Genomic DNA, 25,648 nt, shown 5'->3' on the forward strand with positions numbered 1-25,648 from the left:
TAGGCGTCAGCCGAGCGGAGCGAGGGAACGATGGAAGCCCGCCAAGGGCGAGACTCGCGCAGCGAGGCTCGATGCGAAGCACGACAGCGCGACCGGCATGTTTCCTGGCCGGGGACGCCCATGCAGTTGCGAAGATGCAGCGTGGATCTTTGATGTTTGATGGTGGACAAGCGGCCTCTGCGGCTTCGGTATTGCCGCGCCGGCGCAGCCGGGGCGGCGGGCTTGCAGGGGCGCCAAGCGCAGCGCGGCGGGGATAGCCCGTAGGGCTTTCCCCTGGAGTGCAAGCGGCAGCGCGCAGGCCCACAAGGCCGTAGGCGTCAGGGATCAAAGCCGGATGGCCGCGACGCGGCACGTGGCGCGGGGCGTAGCCCGCGAGCCCAACGGCGGCACGCCGGGACGTTCAACCTCTCTTATCAAGATGTAAATGACATTGAGGCGCAAATGAGGCACAATGTAGCTACAAAATGCTTGAGGCAGTTATGGCAACCAGTGACGTTGTTCGCGCCCGAATTGACGGGCATATCAAAGAGGAAGCCACAAACGTGCTGGCCGGGATGGGCTTGTCCGTGTCGGATGCCATCCGGATACTGCTGACGCGAATTGCGGCTGATAAGGCGCTCCCGTTTGATGTGAACCGGGGACAGCAGCAGACGAATACCAAGAAGCCATGAGGCATCGCCTGAAAATAACTAAAAACACTAAATCACGGGCTTGAACCCATGGATCGCTTACAGCAGCTTAATTACGAAAAGGATTTCCGCATCGCCTTCTTGGAATCCAAGGGGGACGGTTTTCAACGTCTGTTCGAGAAACTGATGTCGAAAGCCCATCCCAATGATTTCATGGCATGCCGCCCGTGGGGCAATGTTGGCGATCGGAAGAATGATGGGTACCTGCCCTCGGCGCGCATCCTCTATCAGAGTTACGCTCCCAATGAATTGACCGCCGCCGAAGCGATCAAGAAGATCAACGAGGATTTCGACGGCGCCAAAGATCACTGGGAGAAATATTTCGATGAGTGGACCTTTGTCCACAATGCGCAGGATGGCCGTTTGGGCCCTCACATCATCGAAGCGCTGGCGAAACTCGGGCAGGACAACCCAAAGATCAAAATCGGCCACTGCGGCTATGAGGAGATGCTGGCTAAGTTTCGCCAGTTGAGCTTGCAGGATCTCGAATCCTGGTTCGGCCCATCGCTGACGATGGAAGCGAATGTCAATTTGGGGTTTGGAGACCTGGTGGCCGTCCTCACCCACATCAGCATCACTCCCGTGCCCACGGCCAGCGAAGTGAAAGATGTATCGCGCGGCAAGATCGAGGCAAACCTGCTGTCTCAGGCCGTCGCCGACTTTTTGAAGATCGGTATGCAGAAGTCAACGCTCGTGGCGCAGTTCTTCAATAACTGGAAGAACCCGACCTACGGCGAGCAGATCGCGCAGGCGTTCAAAAGTGAATACGTGACGCTGCGAGACCAAGTTCCCGCACTGCACCCCGATGAGATATTCGGCCGGCTCGAAACGTGGGCCGGGGGCACAGCTAACACCACGCCGACACATAAGGCGGCAGTGCTGGCCGTCATGGCATATCTGTTCGACAAATGCGAGATTTTTGAAGACGCTCAAGCGGTGGGGGCTGCATGATTCTGCCCTCCAAGCATCTGCAACAGGATCGAGCACTGTTGACCGTCGGCGCCCATGTTTTGACCTACCTTGTGCGGCCAAAGACCGTCTCTGCGTTGTGGGAGGAACTGAACAAGCATGAAACAGGCGTAGCCACAATGCCTCGGAAAATTACCTATGACTGGTTCTTGCTCGCACTCGACCTTCTCTACGCCATGGGGACCATTGAACTCGAAAGCGGCCTCGTGGCACGGAGGGCGCCTTGATTCATCACATTTTTAGTACGCTACCCAGCTTCAAGCGCATTGAAGACCTGAAGCCAGGTCTGAATGTCTTACTTGCTCAGAAAACCGAGGGTGCAAGCAGCAAGCAGACGCGCAATCGGGCGGGAAAAACCAGCTTCGTAGAGCTGGTGCATTTCCTGCTCGGCGCCGACGCCGGTCCTGAATCAATTTTTCGCACACAGGAACTGGTTGAGCACACCTTCGGCATGGACTTCGATCTGAAGTCGGAGCGCACCGTCGTTGAGCGCAGCGGTGGTACAAAAGCAAAAATCTTTGTGACTGCCCCGCCTGCGTCGAAGGTCAAGTTTTCGGCTACCGAGTGGTGCGCATTCCTCGGAGAGCAGATGTTTGGTTTGAGCAGCCTGGAAGCTGCCGGCAGCAAGCCGCCGTCGTTCCGTTCGCTCTTTGCCTACTTCGTGCGCCGGCAAGCGAGTGGCGCCTTTATGACGCCGGAAAAGCAGGCCACGATGCAGGGCACTGGCGACATGCAAATGGCGCTCATGTTCCTGCTCGGATTGGACTGGCAGATTGCGCGCGATTGGCAAGCAGTTCGCGATCGAGAGAAGACGCTGGAAGAGCTGAAGAAGGCGGCAGGGAATGGTGCGTTCGGCTCGATCATCGGCAAGGCGGCCGACTTGCGCACTGAGCTGACGCTGCGCGAGGCCCGTCTCAAGAAGCTTCATGCAGAAGTAGAGACGTTCCACGTTCTGCCTGAATATCGCGAGCTGGAACTTGAAAGCGCCGCACTGACCCGCCAGCTCAATGAATTGGCCAACGCCAACACCATCGACTTTTCAGAGATCCGGGATCTGGAAAGCGCACTAGCGTCAGAGGTTCCTCCTGATCTTGAAGACCTGCAGGCCGTCTATCAAGAAGCGGGCATTGTGCTTCCCGGCCTGGTGAAGCGCCGCTATGAAGACGTGAAGAGTTTTCACGAATCGGTGGTCCGCAATCGCAAGGACTACCTCTCCAGCGAACTCGAAGCTGCAAAGCTACGTATTGAACTGCGCGATGGCAAAAAGGCGCAGTTCGACCAACGGCGTGGCGAAGTGCTGGGCATCCTGAAGAGCCACGGTGCGCTGGAACAGTTCCTCAAGCTGCAAGGAGAACTGGGCCGGCTGGAGTCCGAAGTGGAATCGCTGCGGCAACGCTTTGAAGCGGCCGAACAGCTTGAAGGCACAAAGAACGAACTGGAGATTGAGCGCAATCGCCTCACCATCCGCTTGCGGCGCGATTTCGCCGAGCAGAAAGATCGACTGGCGGAGGCCATCGTCGCCTTTGAGGAGACCTCGCAGCGCCTGTACGAATCGGCCGGCAGCATGACGATAGACGAAACATCCAATGGCCCGATGTTCAAGTTTCCGATGCAGGGGCAACGCAGCAAGGGCATCAAGAATATGCAGATTTTCTGCTTCGACATGATGCTGATGCGCCTGTGTACCAAGCGGAAAATCGGGCCTGGATTCTTAATTCATGACAGCCATCTGTTTGATGGCGTCGATGGACGCCAAGTCATCAGCGCGTTGCGTCTGGGCTCGGAGATCGCGAAGGAGCTTGGCTTCCAGTACATCGTGACGATGAATGAAGACGATGCCTTCAAGGAGACCATTGATGGCTTCGACCTTAACGATTACGTGCTGCCTAAGCGCCTGACCGACGCTACTGAAGACGGGGGCTTGTTCGGAATTCGATTTGGATGACTTAGGAATACAAGGTCAACTAGATTTGGAGGCCATCGGCACTCCGCTAGCAGCAAGAGCTTTTTCTTACAGGAGGGATAAATGGACAAGAAGACCAAGGGATCGTGGTTGATTCATCACACCAATAAACTCCAGGGAATAACGAATCAGGCTGGTTACGATAAGACCTTTCTCGCGGGTAAGGCTGGCATTTTGCTTTCTGCAATCTCGTCAAACAACCACGCAACACTCAACAACGATCGCTTGAACGTTCTGGCGCAAGCGGCGAACATCAATACGACTTTTGAGCTTCCAAAACTCATCGAAGTTCTGAAACAGCAGCAACTGGTTGACACCGCGAACGGTGGCGTTGCTGTTCTTGGCGTTACCACAGCGAAGACCCTTCAACACACGTCAGATATATTCGATGCCCTCGCGCCTGGCGCATCCGAGGTCGCTTCGATTGCACTTGCGGAAAAGGCCTCAGTCGAGCCCGTGCTGTCCGGCCATGTCTCCACAGAATTGGCCGACTTTTATAAGCTGGCCAAGCCCGATATTCAGCGCCTGATGTCTGATGCTGAACAAATTGGATTCGTGGATGCTGAAGACCTCGGCGCCGGGCAAAGATTGTTATTTAACGGGAATCTCTTCCGTCGTGAAACGACCCGAAAAATCAAAGCGGTTCTTGACTCCCTTTCATCGGCCGAGCAGACAAAGCTCAATGAGCTTACAGATACGCTGAAGAAGCGCGCCTGCGTCAGCACAGACTACGCGACACAACTTCTCGGTGAGCCACTTTTCAAGAAGGTGGCGGCCATTGGGTTATTTGATATCAGCGTTGTCAGTAATTCGACCGAGGATGCTGGGTTCCTGACGCTGCCATCCGCATTCTCTAAGTACAGCAACTCAATGGTTGACGACGCATTTGATCTGGCTAAAGCATTTGTCAGTTCCGTGACCTATGGGATGACGAAGAGCAGCTATGCCCGGGGGCAGATTCAGATGGTTGATGCGCTACTGAGCGCACTGGTTCGAGGTGAAAGCGTGGGGCCGGTGAATGCCATTGCGCAAGATTACAAAGTGCTGGAATTAAAAGGTGTCGTCGAGGTCAAGCATGGCACAAAAAAGGGGCGCAGCGGCCCAATGCTGAAGTTGTTGAAGACGGAAGTTGGTGAGCTTGCACTGCAAGCCATCAGGCAAGGCGACGTCAGCGAACATTCTCTCAATTCACTTCCAACCGCGGCAGTCACCATATTCAACGGCCCTGAACACAACCGTGAGAAAGTTCGGCGAGCACAAATCAAGGCGAGCCCGAAGGCTACCAATGACATGCTCTCTATCCTTCGCACAGGAGGAGGCATATGACCAAGGGACAGCAAGTTTTGCTTAAAGGCCCCCGGATGGAGGAGTTGCTGCGAAGCTATTTCCTCAAAGCCGGCTACTACGTGGTGCGAGGGGTTCCGTTTATCTATGAGGGTTTTGACGTCACAGATATTGATCTATGGCTCTATAGTCGTACGTCATCCGTGTCACGTGAAATCACCCTGGTGGATGCCAAGAACAAGAAGACGCCACAAGCTATAGAGCGGATATTTTGGGTTCAAGGGCTTCGCATTGCAACCAAAGCCACCAACGCGGTGGTCGCGACCACGGAAAAGCGTCAGGAAGTAAAGGATTTTGGCCGAGAGCTGGGAATTCTGGTTCTCGACGGCACATTTCTGAGCAAGCTAGACAAGGTAGATGGCCCCAATGCGTTGAGGCTCTCCGACGAAGAATTCTTCTCAAAAATTGACGAATATTCTCTGAGCAAGCTGGATGGTGACTGGCGTGGTCGCATTGCTCATTCCAAAAGCTTGCTAGCGAAATCACTCTCGTTTGACAGTTGCAATGAATGGCTCATGCAAGGCAAGTTCTTTGCGGAGCAATCGATAACAAAAAACAATCAGCGCGAGGTCGCTTTGCGTTGCCTGTATATGGTTTGTTCATTCATTGCGGTCGCAGTTGACTTCTGCATGAAAGAGATTTCGTTCCATGAGCAATCGGAACGCGGAGTGCTCATTAAGGACGGATTTACCTATGGCTCGAAAGGTAGTGCAGGTCTAAAAAAGATATTAAATGTCTCGATGGGACTCATCGAGCAGCACGCCAGCGATGGTGCGGTGACAGCCAGGCAAGTCCGATCCAGCATTGAACGACAGTTGGCAGACCTCAATACCGCCGTCCTTGGCGAGTTCTTTGCAAAGCAAGATGTCGCGAGAACACTCTTCGCTGTAGCGAAGGAGTTCGAACAACTCGCGATGAGCAGAGATTTCTCTTCCGATACGACCGCGACTCCCGAGCTTCGTAGCATGCTCTATTGCTTGCTCGATTACTGGGAGGTTGATCGAGTTATGTTTTCAACCGCTTTGAAGGACAGTTAAGACGGCCCCGATGACGGTTGGCCGCCAACCGCGAGGAAGAAAAATATTTAAGAATTGGTCTGGACTTTTAGAGTCGGCAAGGGAGGCTTGATGTATTTGGGCGATATAACAATTTCGCGCTTTCGGTCTTGCGACAATGTGACCGTCAGCCTCCGTCCCGATCTGACGGTCTTGGTCGGTGAGAACAATGGCGGCAAATCCAACGTCGTAGATGCGATCCGGTTGCTCACCTTGCCGTTGAGCGGACGCAGGGAGCGTTATCCGGAAGATGAAGATGTACGACGCCACGCGATTGTCCCGAATTTTCAGATCGAAGGTGTTTTCCGAGGACTCAGTGACACGCTGAAAGGACTGCTGATCTCGGCGGTCCCTGATCTCACCAAGAACGAAGCAGTCTTCGGCTATCGGTATGAGGCACGGTCCGAGCGCGCGCCGCGTGGCAAGACTACTGTTTGGGCCGGGCGCTTCGACGCCAACGAACCGGAGGCTGGTTCCTCTGAACTGATCCGGCATGTCTACCTGCCTCCTTTACGAGATGCGCACCAAGCGCTTGGCACAGGCAGCGGTACACGGGTCATGGCGCTGCTGCGCAACTTCCTGCCAAAGGATCAAGAACAAGATTTCGTCGCTGGCGTCCGGCGCGCCGATGATCGACCTGAGATCCTGACCACGATGAACGCGGAGATCGGTACGGCTCTAGGTTTGCTGACCAATGGTGTCCGCCCGCAAACGGCAGCCCTGGACTTTGGCGCAGAAACTCTAATCGATGTCGCTCGTGATTTGAGGTTTCGTCTGGCCGATTCCGGTCTAGTGCCCGAAGACATCCGAGCGTCTGGTCTGGGCTACTCTAATCTGCTCTACATGGCCACGGTGGTCGTCGAACTGGCCAAAGCCAAGGAAGCCGACCTCACGATTTTTCTCGTTGAAGAACCTGAAGCGCATCTGCACCCGCAGTTGCAGGTTCTTGTGCTCGAATTCCTGCTAGACCAAGCGCGTCAATCGGCTAATCGCGCCATCGAGCCTGGCAAGCCGGAAGGCCGCATCCAGATCGTCGTGACGACCCATTCGCCGAACCTGACGGCATGGGTCTCTCCGATGCATCTAGTTGTCATGCGTTCGCGTCGTCGCAACCAAAATGGGGTGGCGGTCTCAGAATCGGTGAGTGTGCCCATTGCCGAAATCGGGCTCAAGCCAAAGACACTGGATAAGATCAGCCGCTATCTGGATGTGACGCGCTCCGCGCTGCTGTTCGGCAACAGGGCCATCCTGGTGGAAGGAATCGCGGAGGCGCTACTGTTGCCCGTGTTGGCGCAGAAACTTGTTCTCGTCGGTGATGCCGATGGATGGCTCCGGTTCAAGGGAGCAGTTATCGTGCCGATCGAAGGCGTGGACTTCCGCCCCTACGTAGAGGTGCTGCTACGCCCACATGGCGATGCACGCATCGCGGACCGGCTGATTGTGATCACCGACGCGGACCCAACGGTGTTGGGAAATCGGAAGGTTGATCTGGAAAACCTCGCTGCAACGCATGGTGCGCCGCAGGCACTGACCGTGCTAACCAATCAACACACGTTGGAGCACGAGATTTTCAGCGCTGGAAACGAAGCCTTCCTCAAGAGTGCGTTTCTTCGTCTGCATCGCAACTCGCGTCGCGACTGGGAGGATCAAATCGAGAGAGTCGCAGTGCAAGACCGTCCCGATGCATTTCTCAAACTGATTGAGGCGAAAAAGACCCGCAAGGGCGACTTGGCCCAGGCCATGGCTTCACGTATTGCGGCGGGCGAAGCATTTGTTGTACCGCCCTATCTCGCAGATGCAATTCGTGGCGCTTCGCAAGCATGACCGGCATTCACGGTCTGACGGCAGAGCAGGAAGCATTTGCCGCACACGTTGGCGGTGCCTTCGTTCATGCTTGTCCCGGCGCTGGAAAGACCCGCACGATCATTGCTCGCCTAGCTAGGATCGCCGCCACGTTACCACCACGCCGTGGTGTGGCAGTACTCTCGTTCACAAACTCTGCCGTCGATGAGTTTCGCGAACGCTGCCAGGCCGCAGGGCTCGACTCGCTCTTGAAGCATCCTAGTTTCATGGGGACGCTTGATGCTTTCGTTAGGCATTTCGTGGTACTGCCAAGCTGCGCGGCAACAAGCCCGACGCGACCAATCATTCTCGATAGTTGGGACACTCTTGGCATAGAAATCCGACTGTCTGGGCAATTCGCTTTTCGAGGTGATCCGGTAAGCCTAGATTTGTTCGACCCGGAAACCAATATCATTGATCCAGAGAGGATCGGACACGCCGGATTGCAAAATCATGTGCGCCAGCATCAGGTCCGATATCAACAGGCGGCGGCGCACCGGCGACGTGGCTTGTTGCAGGCAGGCTATATGAGTGCCGGCGACGCCCGCGTTCAAACGTTGGGGCTGATTCGTGATCCAGTGAATGGCGGGGCACTCGGTCGCTCGCTGGCGGCACGTTTCCACGAAGTCATGGTGGACGAAGGTCAGGATTGCAATCCGCTCGATCTGCAAATCCTGTCTTGGCTCAGAGCGCACGGCGTACATGTCACCTTCGTGTGCGACCCCGACCAGGCAATCTACGAATTTCGTAACGGCAATCCTGCAGGGGTTCATGAATTCAAGGCGACGTACCCCGTTGAATCGCATCGAGGGTTAACGGGCAATTTTCGTAGTAGCCCTGCGGTCTGCCGGTTAGCCGCCACACTTAGGAATGCTGGTCAGGTAGATCAGTCTGTCGGTGACACTGCGAATGTTGAACATCCAGTTTTGCTTCTGACATACGGTGGCCGAGGCCCAACAGCGACGATCGGTCAGGCTTTCCTTGAGCGGGTTGCTGAGCTTGGCTTGGATTCGACGGACGCGATTATCCTGGCGCATTCAGGCAAGGTTGCGCAGCGGGCTGCGGGCGCGACCACCAATGACTCGAACGGAAGCTCGCGGATTGAGTCGCTCGCTCGGAAAGTGGCGGAGTTCTGGTCACCCGCCGCGACGGCGCGATCGAGAGAGGCTGTGGTTCAGGTAGTGGAAACGGTGCTTCTGGATCTCATGGGGCTACGCCAACGAAGCGAGCATCCATGGAGAACCGTCGAACGCCTTGGTATGGATCGGCGAGCACATCGAAGACGTACGCTGAGTTTCCTCATGAGCCTTCCCAGAGAGTGCGGGAATACTGATGCTGATCGGCTCGCCTGGATAGCCTGTGTGCATGCGGAGATGGAACGAATGGAACTACCACTGCCGGCCGGTGTGACCGTGCGTAATTTCTTTCGTCGGCCGACCAATGCGCAATGGTCGAACCATCTTCAAATGCCGATCGTTCTTGGCCTTGCATGTGCCAAGATTCACGAGGCGAAAGGCAGGGAATACGGTGCAGTGTGCGTCGTGATTCCACCCAATCGCGCTCCTGAAAACCGGAGTGAAGCTCTGTTCGAGTCGTGGGAAGCACGCGCCGACGCAGAGGCCAAGCGCGTGCTCTACGTCGGTTTGACGCGCGCCCAGCATCTTGGTGTGCTTGCAGTGCCAGTCGCCTTCGCCGATCGTTGCGTTGCTGTGCTGACCGCTGGTCAAGTGGCTCATACAAGGAGGGACTTGTAAAGTCCCGGCAGAATGCCATGTCGATCATCATTGGTGCCACTCCTGCACCGATGAGCACGAGTGTTTCGTGCATATTGACCCTGATCGACTTGGGGCTCTGAATCAGCGCCTAGCTATGTCGTCGTCACGCTGTTCAATTTGCAGCCGGGCACGTGCGGTCGCCTGCTGTAGCCGCTCGGCCAGCATTTCGCGTGGCGGCAATGTCGTTAGGTATTCGGCAACGTGGATACCTGACTTATCCAGTTCCAGCAGTTCGATCTGCTCGCGCTTCTTGCCGGTGCAAAGGATGATCCCCAGCGGCGAGGCTTCAGCCGGCTCGCACTCGTGTTTGTCCAGCCAGCGAAGGTAAAGCTCCATCTGTCCTTTGTAGGCCGCCTTGAAGTCGCCTACCTTCAACTCCACCGCCACCAATCGCTGCAGCTTTCGGTTGTAGAACAGCAGATCTAGGTAAAAGTCGTCATTGTCAATAGGGATGCGCTTCTGTCGGGCCACGAAGCTGAACCCCGCGCCCAGTTCTAGCAGGAAGGATTCCATTTCTCGGATGATTGCCTCTTCCAAGTCGCCTTCCTGCCAAGTGTCCCGCAGCCCCAGGAAGTCGAGGATGTACGGGTCGCGCATGACCAGAGCGGGCGACATGCGCTGCGCATCGCGCAGGGTCGCCAGCTCCTGCACAATCGTCTCGCCTGGCTTCTGGGACAGCGCCGTGCGCTCGTACAGCATCGAGTCGATGCGCTCGCGCAGCGTCCGCACGCTCCAGCGTTCGGCGCTCGCCATCTGCGCGTAGTAGTCCCGCTGGAGTGGGTCTTTCAGCGGGATCAGGGCGATGAAGTGCGTCCAGCTCAATTCTCGTATCAGTGATACGAGAATCTGCTCGTCGGGAAAGGTGGCCGCGAATTGCACCATGCGGCGCAGGTTCTGCTCGGCAAAGCTGCTGCCGTACTCCTTCACCAACTGCGCCGCCAAGGTGGATAGGACCTCCTTGCCGTAGGCGCCGCGGCGCCCGTCCAAGACCTGCGTGCGGATGCGCTGGCCGATGCGCCAGTAGAGCATCGTCAGTTCGCTATTCACCGTCGAGGCGGCGCGCTTGCGCGCCGCCTCGATCAGTGCCCGAATGTCGCCCAGCAGCGCCGAAGGCGCTGCGGACAATGCTGCGGATGACCGGCGCGTGTTCATGCCGTCGCCTCCGCAGGCTGCTGCTTGGCGCCGGTGATCGCCTTGCGCCGATTCGCCACCAGTTCGGCGGCCTCCCGCACCGGCTTGTCCTCGGTGTGCACGTAGCGCATGAACATCACCACGGTCTTGTGCGCCGTCAGCGCCATGCCGACCTTGACCGGAATGCCCGAATTGGCAATGTCGGTCGCCGAGCGGTGGCGGATGCCGTGCGTCCCCACATGCGTTGCCCCCGCCGCTTTGAGCGCACGGCTCCAGCCACCGTAATACTCGCCTGTGGTCAGGTGTTGCCCCGGATGGCGCGGCGACGGCAGCACATAGCGAGCGCCTTCCTCATGCGGCGCTGTCGAAAGCAGCCGGTAGGCTTCCTCGCTCATGGGCTTGGACATGCCGCCGGTCTTGCTGTCGGGCCAGACGACCCGCCGGTTCTCCAGATCGACCCATTCCCATTCGAGCGAGACGATTTCGCCACGGCGGCCAGCGAATTCGAACTGCAGGCGGATCGCCAACGGGATCACATAGTTCTCCAGCCCTTTGGCCTCGATCTTGTCGAGCTGCCGGAACAGCTTGCCCATGTCCTCGTCGCTGATGAGATGGGTGGACTTGCCAGCCGGAAACAACTGGATATGCCGGCAGGGGTTGCTGCCATCAGGCCGGTAGCCCCACACCTCGGCCAGATTGAACATCTTGCGCAAGATGCTGAACGCTTTGTTCGCCTCGGTGGGCTTGTACGAGAACTTTTCCATCAGCCCGGCAACATCGGGGCGCTTCACGTCTTGGACCTTCTTGCGGCCCAGCAGCGGGATGATGCAGCGGTCGATGACACGCTGATAGCCGAGCTGGGTGCTGGGCTTGTTGCGCTTCTTGGAGTGATCCTCCATGAACTTCTTGCACAGCTCCTCGACGGTAGGTGCTTTGCGCGCTTCGGCCTTGGCTGCGCCGGGATCACCGCCCCGACGAACCTGAGCCAGCCACTCCTGCGCCAAGGATCGGGCCTGTTCGACGGTCAGCTCCCCGTACTGACCGAGCGCAGGCTTGCGGCGCTCGCCGGCGTTCGTCCGGTACTGGAGCATGAACACCTTGCGACCCGATGGGGTAATCTTGCACAAGAAGCCGGGCACCAATGTGTCCCGGAGTTCGACGGCCTGCGCCTGGGGTTGTGCCGCATCGACAGCGGACTTGGTGAGCTTGATCTTTGCCATGATGACTCCTCGGAAAGACCCGGTTCCCAGGAGCCTTCTAGGGGCCAACAGACGGGAAGTCGGGTCAAGTTTCGGAAAGCACCGGCATATGTTGAACTCGCCTAAGTCCTTGATAAACCTGCTGTATCTGGCTGTGGCGTAGTCCAGCGAAGTCCGGTGCTGGAGTCATCCTGAAATGAAAAAGCCCCGCGTATCGCGGGGCTGCGGAACATCTTTTGTGCTGCAAAACAAATTGAGACACGAGGGACTCGAACCCCACGACTAGCCAGTTTCAGTCTGGCGTCGTCTACGCTGAAATCGCTGCAATGCCAACCTGTAGCAGTCCCGAATACGTCACCATATTCAGTTATGCGGCGTGTCTCAATTCTACAAGTATAGGTTCAGAGTTTATACGGAGCGCACTAGCGCGACGTAAAGCGCACGCAGTGACGCGAAGCAAAGCCGCAGGCGTCTTGCGTAGCGGTCTATTGCGCCCGCGCAATAGACGCCCCTAAGGGGGAGCCGGCAATCGTATAAACGGGCGTACAGCCCGTTTAAGCGGCCCCAGCCGCGCTAGATTGACGGGGGGCGTATAAGCCCCGGGCGGACGCGTCAGGCGGGGGGCCCCGCCTTTTAGCGAAGCGATAGACGGTGACGGAGTCGGCGGCGTAAAAAGGTGGGGCCGCCCGGCTGAAAGCCGGACGCCCCGTAATACTCGCGCCCTAGCGCGAGAGTGAGCGGGGGCCCCTAGGCCCCTTGAGCGAACGGTATTACACGTAAACAAAGAGAAGCCGCAAAGCGGTTTCTCTCTAATTTATACGTTGTAGCTATACGTTGTACGAACATTAACAGGGGGTACAACGTATGACTACAACGAATAAGCGCGACTCAGAGAGCGAATTCAGGCCGATAGGTCCACGCAAAAGCCGCGCACGATGCGAGATAGCACGAGCTAACGAGCTCGAAGTTTTGAAAGCCATAGGGCTAACAGGATGGCTCACAACAAGGCTCGTAGGAGCCTGGGTATGGCAAGGCAGCAACGAGCATTCAGCAACAACAATGGCAGAAAGGACGCTAAGGCGGCTCGAAAAAGGAGGCGAGGTATTGCGGCGTGATACGCCTGCAAACGTCCACGCGTGGATACTCACGAAACCGGGCGCAAATAGGCTAAACGCGAAAATAGTAGAGGACGGATACGAGAGAGGATGGGCACATCACGGATATGAGGTGGGTTTTCTCGACTATCACAGACACGTTGAAGCAGCAAAATATCTAATAGAGCAAAAAAGAAAAACGGAGGTACTGGGCGTAATCGGACGAGCGGGAATACGTGCACGCATCGTCGACAAGGACCTAGACGGACTAGACGGGCTAATTATTCGAAGTGACTATACGTTAGCAGGAATACTAGTAATCACGAATTCAGGCAATGCGATACAAAAGAAAGCTAGGACGCTAGCTAGACGAGTAAACCAACTGATTTTTGTCGGAGATGCGTATGTCACCCGACAGCTACTAAAGAAACTGAGACATTGAACAGGAAAATACAGTAGAGCAGGATTTGAGTTGATTTAAAAAGCCCCCGGTTTCCGGGGGCTTTTGTTATTCAGACGTAGCCATATGGGTAGCCGTAGCCCTTGAGATATTCATCTAGATAAATCTCTTCGATATAAGGAGGCGGAAGAATAACACCGAAATCGACGCGGAAAACATACGGGATAGTGTCAGCCTCAGTCGCGATTTCAACTCGAGAGAACGGATAACGCTCGCAAAGTACCGACAGAAATTCGTCAATGTCAGACACCGGAATTTCGTAGTTAGACGTATTGCCGGTTTGACGGTCAAAAACCTCAATAGTGTATTTCATCGTTACTCTCCCGTGTACGGAAATTCGTCATCGTTAAAAATTTCGGGCTCGTACTCGTAAGCGGGAGCAGGAGCGAGCGCAGCACGAGCAGCACGACGTTTAGCAGTCAGCAGCTCATCAGCAAGGGCAGCAACGGCGATATCGCGCTCAACACTAGATGCGTAGTAGTACGACTCTAACTGACGTTGAGCATCAGCAATAGCGTCGTATTGGTCATAACCTACAGCCGCGTCACGAGCATCACGTTTTTCGATATATGCGGTGCGTTGAGACTGTTGACGCTCGTTATAGACAGCATCGGGCAACTGGCGGTCAGTAACAGTACGCAAATGCCTGTTATCGTCAGTAACAGCAACGTCGAGTAACGTATAGACGTTCGGTTTGCGATATTCAGTTAGTGTGATTTTCACATAACCGAAATCGGACAGTTTGCGGATACACGCAGAGACATATTTAACGGATTTTTCAGAGAATCCGGAAATTTCAGCAATGCGCGCGTGCGTAATACTGCATTTGCGATTGTGAGCGGCGTGTAACGACAGAGCAGCATAAACACGCAGCTCAGATGCACCGATACGACTATCGAGCAGAATAGCAGCGGGAATCATAGCGAATTTTGGCAGGACGGTAGACATTGTAAAACTCCAGTAGGCGATTGAGTGAATAGGTGCAGTAGCACTGCACCTATTACATATAGCGAGGAGTTTTATACGTTTCCCGGAATTACTAAAAAAATTAACCCCCGTACGCCGGGACGAACGGGGGTCAATCTTTTCGGGAACTCACTCAATCAATCACTGAATCAATATGTCGCCTGACATATACAGATATAGCGAGGAGTTTTATACGTTTTGAACAATAAATGAACGGACAGGACGAGTAGACGAAAAAATAGCCGCCCTAGGGGCGGCTATGGTCACTGAGAATGCACGGTTTCTGCTATAAGCGGGCTCGCTACGCTCGCCGCCCCTCAATCTTGGTACCTACGCGGCGCTATGCGCCGCTAGAGGGGCCGCCCCGCATCACAGGGCGCTATGCGCCCGGCGGGGCTATAGCCCCTCTGCCGAGCCGCTAGGCGCGGCTATGTTAGGGTGTAGCACAGCTACACCTATACAATAGAGCTATGTAAGGGTGTAGTGTAGCTGCACCTAGGTATAGAGCTATGTAAGGGTGCATCAGAACTGCACCTAAGCTTATAGTCTTATGTAAGGGTGCATCAGAACTGCACCTAAGCTTATAGTCTTATGTAAGGGTGTAGTGTAGCTGCACCAACTCAATAACCGTCGTTAAACGTCGACCAGTCCGATGACGAAAACGACGAGTCAGACTCTGCAGGTATTTGATAGTCACACGCCGTGCCGAATGCGTTAGTCCAATCCGCTGGCGTGTCGTCTGTACGAATAGACGACGTTAGCGATTCAAACGCGCTAGACAGATAGCCAAGCAAGCTCATTTTTGAATCAGCAACTCGTCAAGCTTACCGCCGGCTGCAACGTGAGTAGCCGCCCACGAGGGCAAACGACCCTTGCCGCTCCACTGCTGTTTAGCGTCCGCTGGATTCTGATATTTCATCGGCAATTTAACGCGAGCAGGCTTAGGCTTCTCCTGAACCCTGTCGAACACCTCTTTAACAGTGAAACAGCCTAATTCGATTTTATGCCGAATTTCAGCAGCTAATTCGTCCAGATGACGTTCACGGTTTCGCTTGAGCAGCTTCTGCGCCTCGGTCGTAACTTGCAACAGTTGCTCATACGATAGCTGCGACAAATCAACATTAGCGCTCATACGTTCTCCTAAAATTTGGTACCCCGGACCGGACTCGAACCGGTAAGGCTAGCGCCGGAGCGTTTTAAGCGCTCTGTGTTTACCATTTCACCACCGGGGCAGGTTACACGCTATAGGTCAGGCTGCAGGTCTATAGCGTCGTGTATAGAGTCTACTACGGATTTGAGATGCGTTTCAAGCTGTCCACGCAAAACGTTCGTCCTGAGATGTTTGTACGGCTCTAGCGACAGTACGTGCACGTCACCAACAACGGCAGCCACCTGAGTATCTGACAGGCTAGTAGACTCGAACAGACGGCTAATAAACTCGTGACGAATACCATGCGGAACTACTGTATCCGGTATGCTGCAGTTACGGCAAATAGCGCGCCAGGGCTGATTATAGCGATAGGGCGTAATGCCGCATTTTGCAGAACGCGACCAGAATAGGTATTTTGAGCCCGCCTCCCTGGCTTTCTCTACCTGAAATTTCAAAATAGCGGCCATACGGTCAGTGAGCAAAATAACGCGAGGGCGGCGTGTTTTATGACTCATACGTGGTATATGAATTTCAGCGCGTTCGAGATTGAGCCATTCAAGTTCAATTTTTGCGGCCTCACCTGGGCGAGTGCCGGTGTAGAACACGAACTGCGCCCAGGTGATTAAATTGGGATTGGCGCGGTGATGCCCTAGACCATATCGCACCGCCTCTGTTAATAGCGCCACCTCTTGCGCTGGCGTTATACGAACCTCTCGAGCGTTACAACGGGGCAGGTCGAGTTCAGCGTTTGCGGGATTATGCTCTGCGAGTCCACGACGCATAGCGTGTCTGAAAACGGCAGAAATATACGCCTTTTCGAGACGAACGGTATCGCCGCTGATGGGTTTGCCATGTGCGTTTTTATCTCGAGTGCGTCTATCTATAAACGCCTGTACGCTGTGACGATTGATAGACGCGAGCGTTTGAGTACCGAAATACGCGACAACAGCAGTAGAACAATACGCCTCGCGGCTCCGGGTTGATGCCGCTTTATTACTGAATACTGTACTCAACTGATATTGAGCAGATGCGGCGGCAAACGTAATGCTCTGAGCAGTGAGCGGTTCCAGTACAGCGCGTGACATTAGACGCGCCTCGGTGTCAATCGCCCAACGCTCGGCGTCCTCACGGCTATCAAACAGCGCCTCATGACGACCCAGCGATTTACGACGAATTTGGACGCGCCAGCGCCCGGACGGTAACTCAGTGATGCTAGCCATGACGGCCTCCCGTGTGCAGATTTTGCACACGGATTCTAGCGCTGGATAAAAAAATAGGCAAACCGCAGTTTGCCTATTTTGTTGATTTTGAACAGTTTTTTGGTCTGTGCAGAGCGGTATAACTAATTGTTTTTTAAGTCCGCTGTGTTTACCAATTTCACCATCCGGGCAGTTTGGTTTATTTCTGAGGCTGCTCGGGCAGCGTGATGTTCACTTCGAGGATCTCGCAGTTGTCCTGCTTTTCGAGCTGGACCTTGATGTCGTCGAGGCCGACATTGACGTACTTCGAGATGACTTCGATCAGCTCCTTCTGCAGCGCGGGCAGGAAGTCCGGTGCACGGTTGCTGGTGCGCTCGTGGGCGATGATGAGCGACAGGCGCTCCTTGGCTACCGCGGCGGTCTTGGGCTTCGAGCCGAAAAAGTAGGAAAGGAGGGACATCTCACTTGCCTCCGAAGAGTCGCTTCAGGATGCCGGGCTTTTCGTAGCTGACGAAGCGCAGCGGGCGGTCTTCGCTGAGGAAGCGGGCCACCACGTCCTGGTAGGCGAAGGCGACGTCGCTGTCCTTCAGATGGATGGCGGGCGTGCCCTGGTTGGAGGCCTGGAGGACGTCGTCGGATTCGGGGATCACGCCGATCAGCGGCACGCGCAGCAGCTCCTGCACGTCCTTGTAGGACAGCATTTCGCCTTCTTCGACGCGCTTCGGGGAGTAGCGGGTGATCAGCAGGTGTTCCTTGACCGGTTCGCGGCCTTCGATGGCGCGGCGGCTCTTGCTCTGCAGGATGCCAAGGATGCGGTCGGAGTCACGCACCGAGGAGACTTCGGGGTTGGAGACGACGATGGCCTCGTCGGCGAAGGTCAGCGCCATGACGGCGCCGCGCTCGATGCCGGCGGGTGAGTCGCAGACCACGTAGTCGAAGCCCTGGTGGGACAGATCCTTCAGGACCTTCTCGACGCCTTCCTCGGTCAGCGCGTCCTTGTCGCGGGTTTGCGAGGCGGGCAGGATGAATAGGTTGTCGCAGTGCTTGTCCTTGATCAGTGCCTGGCTCAGGTTGGCTTCGCCGTTGATGACGTTGACCAGGTCGTACACCACGCGGCGTTCGCAGCCCATGATCAGGTCGAGGTTGCGCAGGCCGACGTCGAAGTCGATGACCGCGGTCTTGAAGCCACGCAGGGCCAGCCCGGACGAGATGCTCGCACTGGTGGTGGTCTTGCCGACGCCGCCCTTGCCGGACGTGATTACGATGACGCGTGTCACGGGATCCCCTTAAATAATGGTGTCGCTTCAGTGGTCGTTCTGAAGCGGGGTGATTTCGAGAGTATGTTGGTTGTCCGAGCCGATGAGGCGCACCTGGGCGGCACGCCCGGCAGCGTTCTGCGGGATGCCGCGTTCGAAGGTGCGGTACACCCCGGCGATGGAGACCAGCTCGGGACCGAAATTGGTGCTGAAGATGCGGGCCGACGTGTCGCCGCGGGCGCCGGCGAGGGCACGGCCGCGCAGCGGGCCATAGACGTGGATGCTGCCGTCGGCGATGACTTCCGAGCCGGGGCTCATGCCAGCGAGAAGTACGAGGTCGCCGCCCTTGGCGTAGATCTGTTGGCCGGAGCGCAGCGGGCGCTCGACGATCAGTGTGGGGGCCGCGGTATTGCCGGCGGCCGGCTGGGCTTCGGCGACGGGGTCCGGCGCAGGGGCCGGAGCGGGCGCCGCCACGGGTTCGGGCTGGGGCACCGGCGCGGCGGGTTGCGGCGTGGCGACGGGCCTTTCGGCCGACATGCCTTCCTTGCCGAGCATCGCCAGATTGGCGCGGCGGGCGCCTTCGTGCAGGTGTTCGGGCAGATGCCGCACGCCGATGGGCTGTACCTGGTAGCGTCGCAGCAGGCTGGTGATGGCGGTCCAGTTTACCCAGTCGGGCGCGCCGGCGAGTTGGGAAAAGTCGAGCACTACCGGTTCGCCGGCAAAGAAGTCGGGCATGCCGCCCATCATCATGTGCATGGCGTCGGCGAGACGCACGGCGTCCGTCTCCCTGACGTAGGCGGTCATCACCGCCAGGCTGGCGCCTTTGAACTCGATCAGTTTGCCCTGGGAAGCGTCGGCCATAGAAGATGTGTTGCGTGAGTGCGGACTAAAGCTGTGGAAGTCTACTTTTCAGCAGGGTTTCGGGCAAGTCCGCGGGTGCAATGGGTTGTTTCAGTGAAGGGTGGGCGGTTCGTTGAACAGCGCGGCGATGTCGTCCGCACTGAAGCGGTATTCGTGGTTCGACAGGTCGTCGTGGATCAGCACTTCGCCGTGTTCGGCCAGCATGGACTCCAGTTCGGCGCGGCCGAGGGAGCGCAGCATGTCGCGCACCTTGTCCCAGTCCTGCGGCCACTCGTGGCTGACTTCGCGGGCGTCCAGCAGGCGTACGGTTTCCTGATGGAAGAGGCGCAGCAGCACTTCGTCGGCGGGCAGATTCAGCAGCTCGTCGGGGCGGATCGTCGAGGCCAGGCGGGTGACGCGGTCCCAGCCGTCGGCGTCCTTCTTGTCGGCGTCCGGCAGCTTCTGCAGGAACAGGCAGGCGGCGGCGTTTTCCGAGGCGGCGGTGTGCAGCGCGGCGGGTTGCTGTTCGGACTGGGTCAGGTAGTGCTCGAAGATCTCGGCGACGCTGTCGCCTTCGATCGGCACATAGCTCTGGTACGGGTGGCGCAGGCCGGGCATGTCGAGGCTCAGCAGCAGCTGGCCGTCGCCGAGCAGGTCGGCGATGCCCTGCTTGCCGGCGGCTTCGGGGGCGGCCTTGGCGTAGCCGCGCAGGTTGAGGGCTTCGTTGATGTCCACCACCAGTAGGCTGACCGGGCCATGACCCTGCAGCTGGATGGTCAGGCGGCCGGCTTGCTTGAGGTTGCCACCGATGACGCTGGCGATGGCGCTCATGGCGCCGAGCAGGTCGCGGACGTTGGCCGGGTAGTCGCGGTTTTCGAGGATGCCTTGCCAGACGTCGTCGAGCTTGACGACGGCGCCGCGGATGTCGAGCTCTTCGAGCAGGAAGCGCTGGATGTAGGAGTTGCTCATTCCGGGGTGCCCGTCGCGGTGAGGAAGCTGGTGTAGAGGGCTGTGTCGAGGCCGACCAGCAGCTGGCCGCTGTCGGTTTCGATGACGGGGCGGCGGATCAGGCTGGGGAATTCCTGCATCAGCTGCACGGCGGCGCTCTGGGTCTCGATGGCCTGCTGTTCGGCGGACAGCTTGCGCCAGGTGGTGCCACGGGTATTGACCAGGCTCTTCCAGCCGATGGCCTTGCTCCATGCGTGCAGCTTGCCCGAGTCGATGCCCGACTTCTTGTAGTCGTGGAAGGTGTAGGCGACGCCATGTTCGTCGAGCCAGGCGAAGGCCTTCTTCATGGTGTCGCAGTTCTTTATGCCGTAGATCGTGGTCATGGGGAAAACAGCGCGACGCCCCGGGGGGCGTCGCTGGCAAATCAAACAGATGGGACGGATTCTAGCCGCCCCGGAGTGGGTGCGGGCTTATTTCTTGAGGGCCTTGGCGAAGGCCGAGGCCAGCGAGCCAGCCAGGGCGGGTTCGCGGTTCGGCTTGCCGGCCGGACGCTGGCCGCCGCGCGGGGCGTCGCGCCGGTCGCCGCCGGGCTTGTGGCCGCCGGCCTGGGGCTGGTCGCCCATGCGCATGGTGAGGGCGATGCGCTTGCGCGGCAGGTCCACTTCGGTGACTTTCACCTTCACTACCTGGCCGGCTTTCACGATGGTGTGCGGGTCCTTGACGAAGCGGTCGGACAGGGCCGACACGTGGACCAGGCCGTCCTGGTGCACACCGATGTCCACGAAGGCGCCGAAGTTGGTGACGTTGGTGACCACGCCTTCGAGGATCATGCCGACGGCCAGGTCCTTCAGGTCCTCGACGCCTTCCTTGAAGCTGGCGGTCTTGAACTCGGGGCGCGGGTCGCGGCCGGGCTTGTCGAGTTCCTTCAGGATGTCCAGCACGGTGGGCAGGCCGAAGCGTTCGTCGGTGTAGCGCTCGGCCTTCAACTGGCCGATGGCGCGGGCGTCGCCCATCAGGTCACGGACGTTCTTCTGGATGTCGGCAAGGATGCGTTCGACCACTGGATAGGCTTCCGGGTGCACCGCCGAGGCGTCGAGCGGGTTGCTGCCGTTGGTGATGCGCAGGAAGCCGGCGGCCTGCTCGAAGGTCTTGGGGCCGAGGCGCGGCACGTCGAGCAGCGCGGCGCGGCTCGGGAAAGGGCCGTTGGCGTCCCGGTGGGCGACGATGTTGGCGGCCAACGTGGCGTTGAGGCCGGAGATGCGGGTCAGCAGCGCGACGGAGGCCATGTTTACGTCCACGCCGACGGCGTTCACGCAGTCCTCGACCACCGAATCCAGCGCGCGGGCCAGGCGGGTCTGATTGACGTCGTGCTGGTACTGGCCGACGCCGATGGACTTGGGATCGATCTTGACCAGCTCGGCCAGCGGATCCTGCAGGCGACGGGCGATGGAGACGGCGCCGCGCAGGCTGACGTCCAGGTCGGGGAATTCCTTGGCGGCCAGTTCGGAGGCCGAGTACACCGAGGCACCGGCTTCCGAGACGACGATCTTGGTCATGTGCAGCTCGGGGCGCAGCTTGATCAGATCGGCGGCGAGCTTGTCGGTCTCGCGGCTGGCGGTGCCGTTGCCGATGGCGATCAGCGACACATTGTGCTTCTCGCACAGCTTCGACAGCGTGTGCAGGCTGCCGTCCCAGTCGCGGCGCGGCTCGTGGGGGTAGATGGTGGCGGTGTCGAGGAGTTTGCCGGTCTGGTCGACGATGGCCACCTTGACGCCGGTGCGCAGGCCAGGGTCGAGGCCCAGCGTGGCGCGGGCGCCGGCGGGGGCGGCGAGCAGCAGGTCCTTCAGGTTGCGGCCGAAGACGCGGATGGCTTCCTCTTCCGCCTGTTCGCGCAGCTGGCCGAGCAGTTCGAGTTCCAGGTGCAGGGAGATCTTGACGCTCCACGCCCAGCGCACCGTTTCGCGCAGCCAGGCGTCGGCGGCGCGGCCCTGGTCCTTGACGCCGAAGTGGCCGGCGATGCGCCCTTCGCAGGGGTTGGGGCCGGGCGTGCTGCCGTCGGTGGGATCGGAGTCGAGGGCCAGCTGCAGGCGCAGGAAGCCTTCGTTGCGGCCGCGGAACAGTGCCAGCGCCCGGTGGGACGGCACGGTGCCGATGGCCTCACGGAAGTCGAACCAGTCGCGGAACTTCGCGGCGGCCGGGTCGTTCTCCTTGTCGGCGATCACCGTCGAGGCGACGACGCCGTGGTCCTGCAGGTATTCGCGCAGCTTGCCGATCAGTTCGGCGTCTTCGGCGAAGCGTTCCATCAGGATCTGGCGGGCGCCGTCGAGCACCGACTTGGTGTCGGCAAAGCCGGCTTCGGCATTGAAATAGGCGGCGGCCTCGGTTTCCGGTACCAGGGTCGGGTCGGCCAGCAGTGCATTGGCGAGGGGTTCGATGCCGGCTTCGCGGGCGATCTGGGCCTTGGTGCGGCGCTTCTGCTTGTAGGGCAGGTAGAGGTCTTCGAGGCGCTGCTTGGTTTCGGCGTTCTCGATGGCTTCACGCAGGGCGGGATCGAGCTTGCCCTGTTCGTCGATGCTGGCGATCACCGCGGCGCGGCGGTCTTCCAGTTCGCGCAGGTAGCCGAGGCGCTCTTCGAGGTTGCGCAGTTGGGTATCGTCCAGGCCGCCGGTCACTTCTTTACGGTAGCGGGCCACGAAGGGCACGGTGGCGCCTTCGTCGAGAAGCTGCACGGCAGCAAAAACCTGACGGGGCTGTACACCTAGTTCGGCGGCAATGCGTTGTTCGATCGGCAGAAGCATGGACGGGGGAAGGCCTCAAAAAGGGCGCATGGTGCAGAAAGGCAGCCGCGCCTGCAAGTCCGTAGCCGGTGGAGTTTCCGGTAAAATCTCACGATTATCCATGTCGCGCAGACTGCCGTTTTCGCGTACATCCAGTCGGGGAGCCCCTTGGGGCGGCCCGACACAGCAGCAGGAGAGCACACCGCATGAATCCCAAGATTGCCGCGCTGACACTGGCGCTGGGCCTGATGATGGCCGGAGGCGAAGCCTCTGCCGCCCATCACCAGGCCAAGGCCGGTGCTCACAAGGCAGCTCCGGCGTCCAAGCCGGAGGCCAAAAAGACAGCCAAGGCCGGAAAGTCTTCCGAGTCCAAGGCCAGCGCATCCAAAAAGACTTCTTCGGCCAAGTCCGCCTCGGGCAAGGCTGTCAAGACCGAAACGCCACGCCATGCCGTGAAGGCCGGCAAGGCCGGTCGCCATGACAAAGCCGCGGTTGCTGAGAAAGGCGGCAAGGCGGGCAAGGGAAAGGGCAAGGCCGAGCGTAATGACCGCCGCCATCACGGCAAGGCGGCCCGGGAGGAGCGGACGCCGCAGGTCGCTGCTCCCCTTTCGCCGGATGCCAAAGCGGCTGCCAAGGCTGCCGCGCTTAAGACCGTCGAGTCCCGCGTCGAGCCGCCGAAGCCGCCTAGCCGCAGCCATGGCCGCGCCATCGGGCGGGAGGCCTATGCTCCGATGACGGGCCGCGAAGCGCTGGGGCGTGAGGCCTTCACGCCGAATTCGGCGCCGCTGCCGCCGGCGGAGCGCCGTGCGGCGATTCCGGTGCCGCCGCCAGCCGTGGCCGGCGGGCGTCAGACCATGGTGATTCCGCCGCCGGTGATCAGTGCGCCGTCGGCTCCGGCAGTCCAGGCCGTGGTGCCGCAAGCCCACGCCGTTCGAGCTCCGTCGGCGGTCTCGACGGCCGGCATGTCGGCGGCTGAAGCCGCTGCCGCGGCGGCTGCGGCGGTCAATGCGCAGTCCGCTCCTGAACCGGCTCCCGCCCCGGCTCCGCGTCCGGCGGCCACGTCGCCAGCGCCCGTAAGCACGCCGCTCGCTCCGGCGCCGGGTGCCTCTGCGTCGTCCGGCAATGTACCGCTGGCTGTGACGACGCCGACGCCCTCACGCCCGGCGCGTGGGGCTTCGCGGGCTTATGCGATGGACGGTGCGACCTTCTACCAGGGGGGCCGCAAGATCCGGGTTCAGGGTCTGGACTCACATGAGCCGGGCATGACGTCCGAGCATGCCACGCAGCGCCTGCAACGGGCGCTGGATGCGGGCAGCGTGACGGTGGAGCCGGTGGAGATGGATGGTTCCGGCCATACCGTCGCCATCGTCCGCGTGAATGGCCGCAACGTGGCCGACACGGTGCGTGCAGCCAACTGAGCGTCCCCAGGGCTGGGCGTTGCCCGGCCCATCCCGTGGGGGCAAGGAAACCGGGGGCTGCCCGATGTTTCCTTGAGGTTGTTTCTTACATGGCGATGAGGGTCTGCCGGCCCCACCAGTTGGCGCCGGCAGCCAGCTCCACGGGTTCCTTCACAGCGGCGGCTTCGACGCACAGCATGCGGCGGAAGCCGTCGGCAGGCATGTCGGCGAGAGCCGCGCACTTTTCCTCCCACGGATTCCAGATCACCACATCGGGAAAGTTCTCGGTGTGGATGCCCATCGCCCGGTGATTCTCCCGTACCAGCAGCGTACGCGGCGCGCCGTGATACACGCGGTCGACTTCGCTGTCGATGGCGAGGCCGACGCCGGTTTCCTTCTTGATCCGGTCGCCGTCGGCGCTGTCCCGGTATTCCAGCCCGCGCAGGCCGTCGACGCTGAGGGCCTCCACTTCGCGCACCTTCAGGTAGGTGTGCAGGGCGGCGGTGAAGCTGAACGGCGTGTCGCCGGTGTTCTCTACTTCCAGTTCCATGTCGAGGCGGTCGCCGCCAATGGAGATGCTCATCTCGGTGGCGAAGGCGTGGGGCCACAGGGCGCGGGTGGCGTCGTCGTCGCTGAGGCGCAGCGTGGCGACGGCGAAGTCCTTGCCGGCGCGGGTGCTGGCGACTTCCCAGAGACGATTGCGGGCAAAGCCGTGCTTGGGCAGGGGGCCGAGGCCGGCGAACTGGGGGAAGCACACCGGCACGCCGCCGCGGATGGCGGTGGCGCCGTCAAAAACCGCCTTGGGGCTGAGGTAGAGACGGTCTTCGCCGCCGGCGGGTGTCCAGGACAGCACATGGGCGCCGAACAGGGAGATCAGGGCGACAGCGCCGTCCGGCGTCTGCAGCTTGAGCACGGGCTGGCCGTGCAATTCGGCGGTTTCGATCTGGTCGGTCATCTTTCGCGGGCCGGCCCCATCAGGCCGGCGCTTGAGTGTTACAGAGGGCGCGATGATAACGCGACGACTTCCTGATGGCGGAAGCAGTCGGTGGTGTGGTCGTTGACCATGCCGGCGGCCTGCATGAAGGCGTAGCAGATGGTTGTGCCGACGAAGCGGAAGCCGCGCTTCTTGAGCGCCTTGCTGAGCTGGTCGGACAGCGGCGTGCTGGCCTGGGCGTCGGCAAGGCTGCGCAGGCTGTTGTGGATCGGCTGGCCGTCCACGAAGCGCCACAGCCAGGCGTCGAAGCTGCCGAACTCGGCCTGGATTTCCAGGAACGCGCGGGCGTTGTCGATGGTGGAGGCGACCTTCAGGCGGTTGCGGACGATGCCCGGGTTGGCGAGGAGGGCGGCCTGGTCGGCTTCGGTGAAGTGGGCCACGACGGCCGGGTCGAAGCCGGCGAAGGCCTGGCGGTAGTTCTCGCGCTTGCGCAGCACGGTGATCCACGATAGCCCGGCCTGGGCGCCTTCGAGGGTCAGGAGCTCGAACAGGGCGCGGTCGTCGTGCAGCGGCACGCCCCATTCCTCGTCGTGGTAGGCCTGGTACAGGGGGTCGTCCCCGCACCAGGCGCAGCGGACGGGTTGGTTGGTGTTGTTCATC

At 59.2% G+C, this 25,648-nt stretch carries 24 protein-coding genes and 1 tRNA gene; 10 read left to right on the forward strand and 15 right to left on the reverse strand.

All coding sequences use genetic code 11. From position 1 onward, the window contains the following. Positions 1-479: 479 nt before the first annotated feature. The 8 genes from AC1PQG_RS05535 (at position 480) to AC1PQG_RS05570 (ending at position 9,616) form a co-directional block, all read left to right on the forward strand. A complete protein-coding gene (locus AC1PQG_RS05535) occupies positions 480-671 on the forward strand; it encodes a type II toxin-antitoxin system RelB/DinJ family antitoxin (protein WP_028622339.1) in 192 nt (63 codons plus the stop codon). 48 nt (positions 672-719) lie between these two features. After that, complete coding sequence (locus AC1PQG_RS05540) at positions 720-1,640, forward strand: ABC-three component system protein (RefSeq protein ID WP_481121626.1); 921 nt, start codon at positions 720-722, stop codon at positions 1,638-1,640. Further along, positions 1,637-1,885, forward strand: coding sequence for an ABC-three component system middle component 6 (locus AC1PQG_RS05545; RefSeq protein ID WP_182334997.1), 249 nt, complete (start codon positions 1,637-1,639; stop codon positions 1,883-1,885). The genes AC1PQG_RS05540 and AC1PQG_RS05545 overlap by 4 nt, the downstream gene beginning before the upstream one ends. Beyond that, a complete protein-coding gene (locus tag AC1PQG_RS05550; RefSeq protein ID WP_481121627.1) occupies positions 1,882-3,603 on the forward strand; it encodes an ABC-three component system protein in 1,722 nt (573 codons plus the stop codon). The genes AC1PQG_RS05545 and AC1PQG_RS05550 overlap by 4 nt, the downstream gene beginning before the upstream one ends. 81 nt (positions 3,604-3,684) lie before the next feature. Further along, the gene (locus tag AC1PQG_RS05555) at positions 3,685-4,947 is read left to right on the forward strand and encodes a hypothetical protein (protein ID WP_481121628.1); all 1,263 of its coding nucleotides are present in this window, start codon (positions 3,685-3,687) and stop codon (positions 4,945-4,947) included. Then, positions 4,944-6,002, forward strand: coding sequence for a hypothetical protein (locus tag AC1PQG_RS05560; protein WP_481121629.1), 1,059 nt, complete (start codon positions 4,944-4,946; stop codon positions 6,000-6,002). Before AC1PQG_RS05555 ends, AC1PQG_RS05560 begins: the two co-directional genes overlap by 4 nt. Before the next feature lie 90 nt (positions 6,003-6,092). Further along, positions 6,093-7,844: an ATP-dependent nuclease gene (locus AC1PQG_RS05565; protein ID WP_481121630.1), complete on the forward strand. Its 1,752-nt coding sequence runs from the start codon at positions 6,093-6,095 to the stop codon at positions 7,842-7,844. Continuing rightward, on the forward strand, positions 7,841-9,616 hold the full coding sequence (locus tag AC1PQG_RS05570; RefSeq protein WP_481121631.1) for a UvrD-helicase domain-containing protein: 1,776 nt from the start codon (positions 7,841-7,843) through the stop codon (positions 9,614-9,616). Before AC1PQG_RS05565 ends, AC1PQG_RS05570 begins: the two co-directional genes overlap by 4 nt. A 102-nt stretch (positions 9,617-9,718) precedes the next feature. On the opposite strand, the gene AC1PQG_RS05575 is transcribed toward AC1PQG_RS05570, so the two are convergent. Together AC1PQG_RS05575 and AC1PQG_RS05580 are read right to left on the reverse strand one after the other, a co-directional pair. Beyond that, complete coding sequence (locus tag AC1PQG_RS05575; RefSeq protein WP_481121632.1) at positions 9,719-10,789, reverse strand: PDDEXK nuclease domain-containing protein; 1,071 nt, start codon at positions 10,787-10,789, stop codon at positions 9,719-9,721. Continuing rightward, the gene (locus tag AC1PQG_RS05580; RefSeq protein WP_481121633.1) at positions 10,786-11,988 is read right to left on the reverse strand and encodes a tyrosine-type recombinase/integrase; all 1,203 of its coding nucleotides are present in this window, start codon (positions 11,986-11,988) and stop codon (positions 10,786-10,788) included. The genes AC1PQG_RS05575 and AC1PQG_RS05580 overlap by 4 nt, the downstream gene beginning before the upstream one ends. Before the next feature lie 843 nt (positions 11,989-12,831). On the opposite strand from AC1PQG_RS05580, the gene AC1PQG_RS05585 reads away from it, so the two are divergent. Continuing rightward, the gene (locus AC1PQG_RS05585; RefSeq protein ID WP_481121634.1) at positions 12,832-13,503 is read left to right on the forward strand and encodes a hypothetical protein; all 672 of its coding nucleotides are present in this window, start codon (positions 12,832-12,834) and stop codon (positions 13,501-13,503) included. A 70-nt stretch (positions 13,504-13,573) separates the two neighbouring features. Here AC1PQG_RS05585 and AC1PQG_RS05590 read toward each other — a convergent pair whose 3' ends face one another. The 11 genes from AC1PQG_RS05590 to AC1PQG_RS05640 all read right to left on the reverse strand — a co-directional run bounded on the left by AC1PQG_RS05590 (position 13,574) and on the right by AC1PQG_RS05640 (position 22,678). Continuing rightward, a complete protein-coding gene (locus AC1PQG_RS05590) occupies positions 13,574-13,834 on the reverse strand; it encodes a hypothetical protein (protein ID WP_481121635.1) in 261 nt (86 codons plus the stop codon). Positions 13,835-13,836: 2 nt separating this feature from the next. After that, positions 13,837-14,469: a hypothetical protein gene (locus tag AC1PQG_RS05595; protein WP_481121636.1), complete on the reverse strand. Its 633-nt coding sequence runs from the start codon at positions 14,467-14,469 to the stop codon at positions 13,837-13,839. A gap of 814 nt (positions 14,470-15,283) precedes the next feature. Then, entirely contained in the window at positions 15,284-15,619 is a 336-nt protein-coding gene (locus AC1PQG_RS05600; RefSeq protein WP_481121637.1) for an H-NS histone family protein, read from the reverse strand. Positions 15,620-15,635: 16 nt separating this feature from the next. Next, a tRNA-Leu gene (locus AC1PQG_RS05605) sits at positions 15,636-15,719 on the reverse strand. Between the two features lie 10 nt (positions 15,720-15,729). Beyond that, positions 15,730-16,857 (reverse strand): tyrosine-type recombinase/integrase, encoded by a 1,128-nt coding sequence (locus AC1PQG_RS05610; protein WP_481121638.1) that lies wholly within the window; start codon positions 16,855-16,857, stop codon positions 15,730-15,732. Between the two features lie 178 nt (positions 16,858-17,035). Next, the gene (gene minE / locus AC1PQG_RS05615; protein ID WP_481115311.1) at positions 17,036-17,296 is read right to left on the reverse strand and encodes a cell division topological specificity factor MinE; all 261 of its coding nucleotides are present in this window, start codon (positions 17,294-17,296) and stop codon (positions 17,036-17,038) included. Position 17,297: 1 nt separating this feature from the next. Continuing rightward, entirely contained in the window at positions 17,298-18,113 is an 816-nt protein-coding gene (gene minD / locus AC1PQG_RS05620; protein ID WP_481121639.1) for a septum site-determining protein MinD, read from the reverse strand. A gap of 27 nt (positions 18,114-18,140) precedes the next feature. Then, entirely contained in the window at positions 18,141-18,953 is an 813-nt protein-coding gene (gene minC / locus AC1PQG_RS05625; protein WP_481121640.1) for a septum site-determining protein MinC, read from the reverse strand. A gap of 90 nt (positions 18,954-19,043) precedes the next feature. Then, positions 19,044-19,901: an Hsp33 family molecular chaperone HslO gene (gene hslO / locus AC1PQG_RS05630; RefSeq protein WP_481121641.1), complete on the reverse strand. Its 858-nt coding sequence runs from the start codon at positions 19,899-19,901 to the stop codon at positions 19,044-19,046. Further along, the gene (locus tag AC1PQG_RS05635; protein ID WP_481121642.1) at positions 19,898-20,263 is read right to left on the reverse strand and encodes an ArsC family reductase; all 366 of its coding nucleotides are present in this window, start codon (positions 20,261-20,263) and stop codon (positions 19,898-19,900) included. The genes hslO and AC1PQG_RS05635 overlap by 4 nt, the downstream gene beginning before the upstream one ends. Before the next feature lie 87 nt (positions 20,264-20,350). Beyond that, positions 20,351-22,678 carry a Tex family protein gene (locus AC1PQG_RS05640; RefSeq protein ID WP_481121643.1) on the reverse strand — a complete coding sequence of 776 codons (2,328 nt, stop codon included), beginning with the start codon at positions 22,676-22,678 and terminating at the stop codon, positions 20,351-20,353. Between the two features lie 185 nt (positions 22,679-22,863). On the opposite strand from AC1PQG_RS05640, the gene AC1PQG_RS05645 reads away from it, so the two are divergent. Continuing rightward, positions 22,864-24,075, forward strand: a complete 1,212-nt coding sequence (locus AC1PQG_RS05645; RefSeq protein ID WP_481121644.1) for a hypothetical protein — start codon at positions 22,864-22,866, stop codon at positions 24,073-24,075. 85 nt (positions 24,076-24,160) lie between these two features. Here AC1PQG_RS05645 and AC1PQG_RS05650 read toward each other — a convergent pair whose 3' ends face one another. Next, on the reverse strand, positions 24,161-25,009 hold the full coding sequence (locus AC1PQG_RS05650) for a D-hexose-6-phosphate mutarotase (RefSeq protein ID WP_481121645.1): 849 nt from the start codon (positions 25,007-25,009) through the stop codon (positions 24,161-24,163). 38 nt (positions 25,010-25,047) lie between these two features. Beyond that, positions 25,048-25,647, reverse strand: coding sequence for a DNA-3-methyladenine glycosylase I (locus tag AC1PQG_RS05655; RefSeq protein WP_481121646.1), 600 nt, complete (start codon positions 25,645-25,647; stop codon positions 25,048-25,050). Position 25,648: the final 1 nt, after the last annotated feature.

Source organism: Zoogloea sp. GDB6 (assembly GCF_056724105.1).

Excerpts from the sequence above, each read along its gene's own strand:
- AC1PQG_RS05535 (WP_028622339.1), top strand. The coding sequence starts at position 480 with ATGGCAACCAGTGACGTTGTTCGCGCCCGAATTGACGGGCATATCAAA.
- AC1PQG_RS05540 (WP_481121626.1), top strand. The coding sequence starts at position 720 with ATGGATCGCTTACAGCAGCTTAATTACGAAAAGGATTTCCGCATCGCC.
- AC1PQG_RS05545 (WP_182334997.1), top strand. The coding sequence starts at position 1,637 with ATGATTCTGCCCTCCAAGCATCTGCAACAGGATCGAGCACTGTTGACC.
- AC1PQG_RS05555 (WP_481121628.1), top strand. The coding sequence starts at position 3,685 with ATGGACAAGAAGACCAAGGGATCGTGGTTGATTCATCACACCAATAAA.
- AC1PQG_RS05560 (WP_481121629.1), top strand. The coding sequence starts at position 4,944 with ATGACCAAGGGACAGCAAGTTTTGCTTAAAGGCCCCCGGATGGAGGAG.
- AC1PQG_RS05565 (WP_481121630.1), top strand. The coding sequence starts at position 6,093 with ATGTATTTGGGCGATATAACAATTTCGCGCTTTCGGTCTTGCGACAAT.
- AC1PQG_RS05570 (WP_481121631.1), top strand. The coding sequence starts at position 7,841 with ATGACCGGCATTCACGGTCTGACGGCAGAGCAGGAAGCATTTGCCGCA.
- AC1PQG_RS05575 (WP_481121632.1), bottom strand. The coding sequence starts at position 10,789 with ATGAACACGCGCCGGTCATCCGCAGCATTGTCCGCAGCGCCTTCGGCG.
- AC1PQG_RS05580 (WP_481121633.1), bottom strand. The coding sequence starts at position 11,988 with ATGGCAAAGATCAAGCTCACCAAGTCCGCTGTCGATGCGGCACAACCC.
- AC1PQG_RS05585 (WP_481121634.1), top strand. The coding sequence starts at position 12,832 with ATGACTACAACGAATAAGCGCGACTCAGAGAGCGAATTCAGGCCGATA.
- AC1PQG_RS05590 (WP_481121635.1), bottom strand. The coding sequence starts at position 13,834 with ATGAAATACACTATTGAGGTTTTTGACCGTCAAACCGGCAATACGTCT.
- AC1PQG_RS05595 (WP_481121636.1), bottom strand. The coding sequence starts at position 14,469 with ATGTCTACCGTCCTGCCAAAATTCGCTATGATTCCCGCTGCTATTCTG.
- AC1PQG_RS05600 (WP_481121637.1), bottom strand. The coding sequence starts at position 15,619 with ATGAGCGCTAATGTTGATTTGTCGCAGCTATCGTATGAGCAACTGTTG.
- AC1PQG_RS05610 (WP_481121638.1), bottom strand. The coding sequence starts at position 16,857 with ATGGCTAGCATCACTGAGTTACCGTCCGGGCGCTGGCGCGTCCAAATT.
- minE (WP_481115311.1), bottom strand. The coding sequence starts at position 17,296 with ATGTCCCTCCTTTCCTACTTTTTCGGCTCGAAGCCCAAGACCGCCGCG.
- minC (WP_481121640.1), bottom strand. The coding sequence starts at position 18,953 with ATGGCCGACGCTTCCCAGGGCAAACTGATCGAGTTCAAAGGCGCCAGC.
- hslO (WP_481121641.1), bottom strand. The coding sequence starts at position 19,901 with ATGAGCAACTCCTACATCCAGCGCTTCCTGCTCGAAGAGCTCGACATC.
- AC1PQG_RS05635 (WP_481121642.1), bottom strand. The coding sequence starts at position 20,263 with ATGACCACGATCTACGGCATAAAGAACTGCGACACCATGAAGAAGGCC.
- AC1PQG_RS05640 (WP_481121643.1), bottom strand. The coding sequence starts at position 22,678 with ATGCTTCTGCCGATCGAACAACGCATTGCCGCCGAACTAGGTGTACAG.
- AC1PQG_RS05645 (WP_481121644.1), top strand. The coding sequence starts at position 22,864 with ATGAATCCCAAGATTGCCGCGCTGACACTGGCGCTGGGCCTGATGATG.
- AC1PQG_RS05650 (WP_481121645.1), bottom strand. The coding sequence starts at position 25,009 with ATGACCGACCAGATCGAAACCGCCGAATTGCACGGCCAGCCCGTGCTC.
- AC1PQG_RS05655 (WP_481121646.1), bottom strand. The coding sequence starts at position 25,647 with ATGAACAACACCAACCAACCCGTCCGCTGCGCCTGGTGCGGGGACGAC.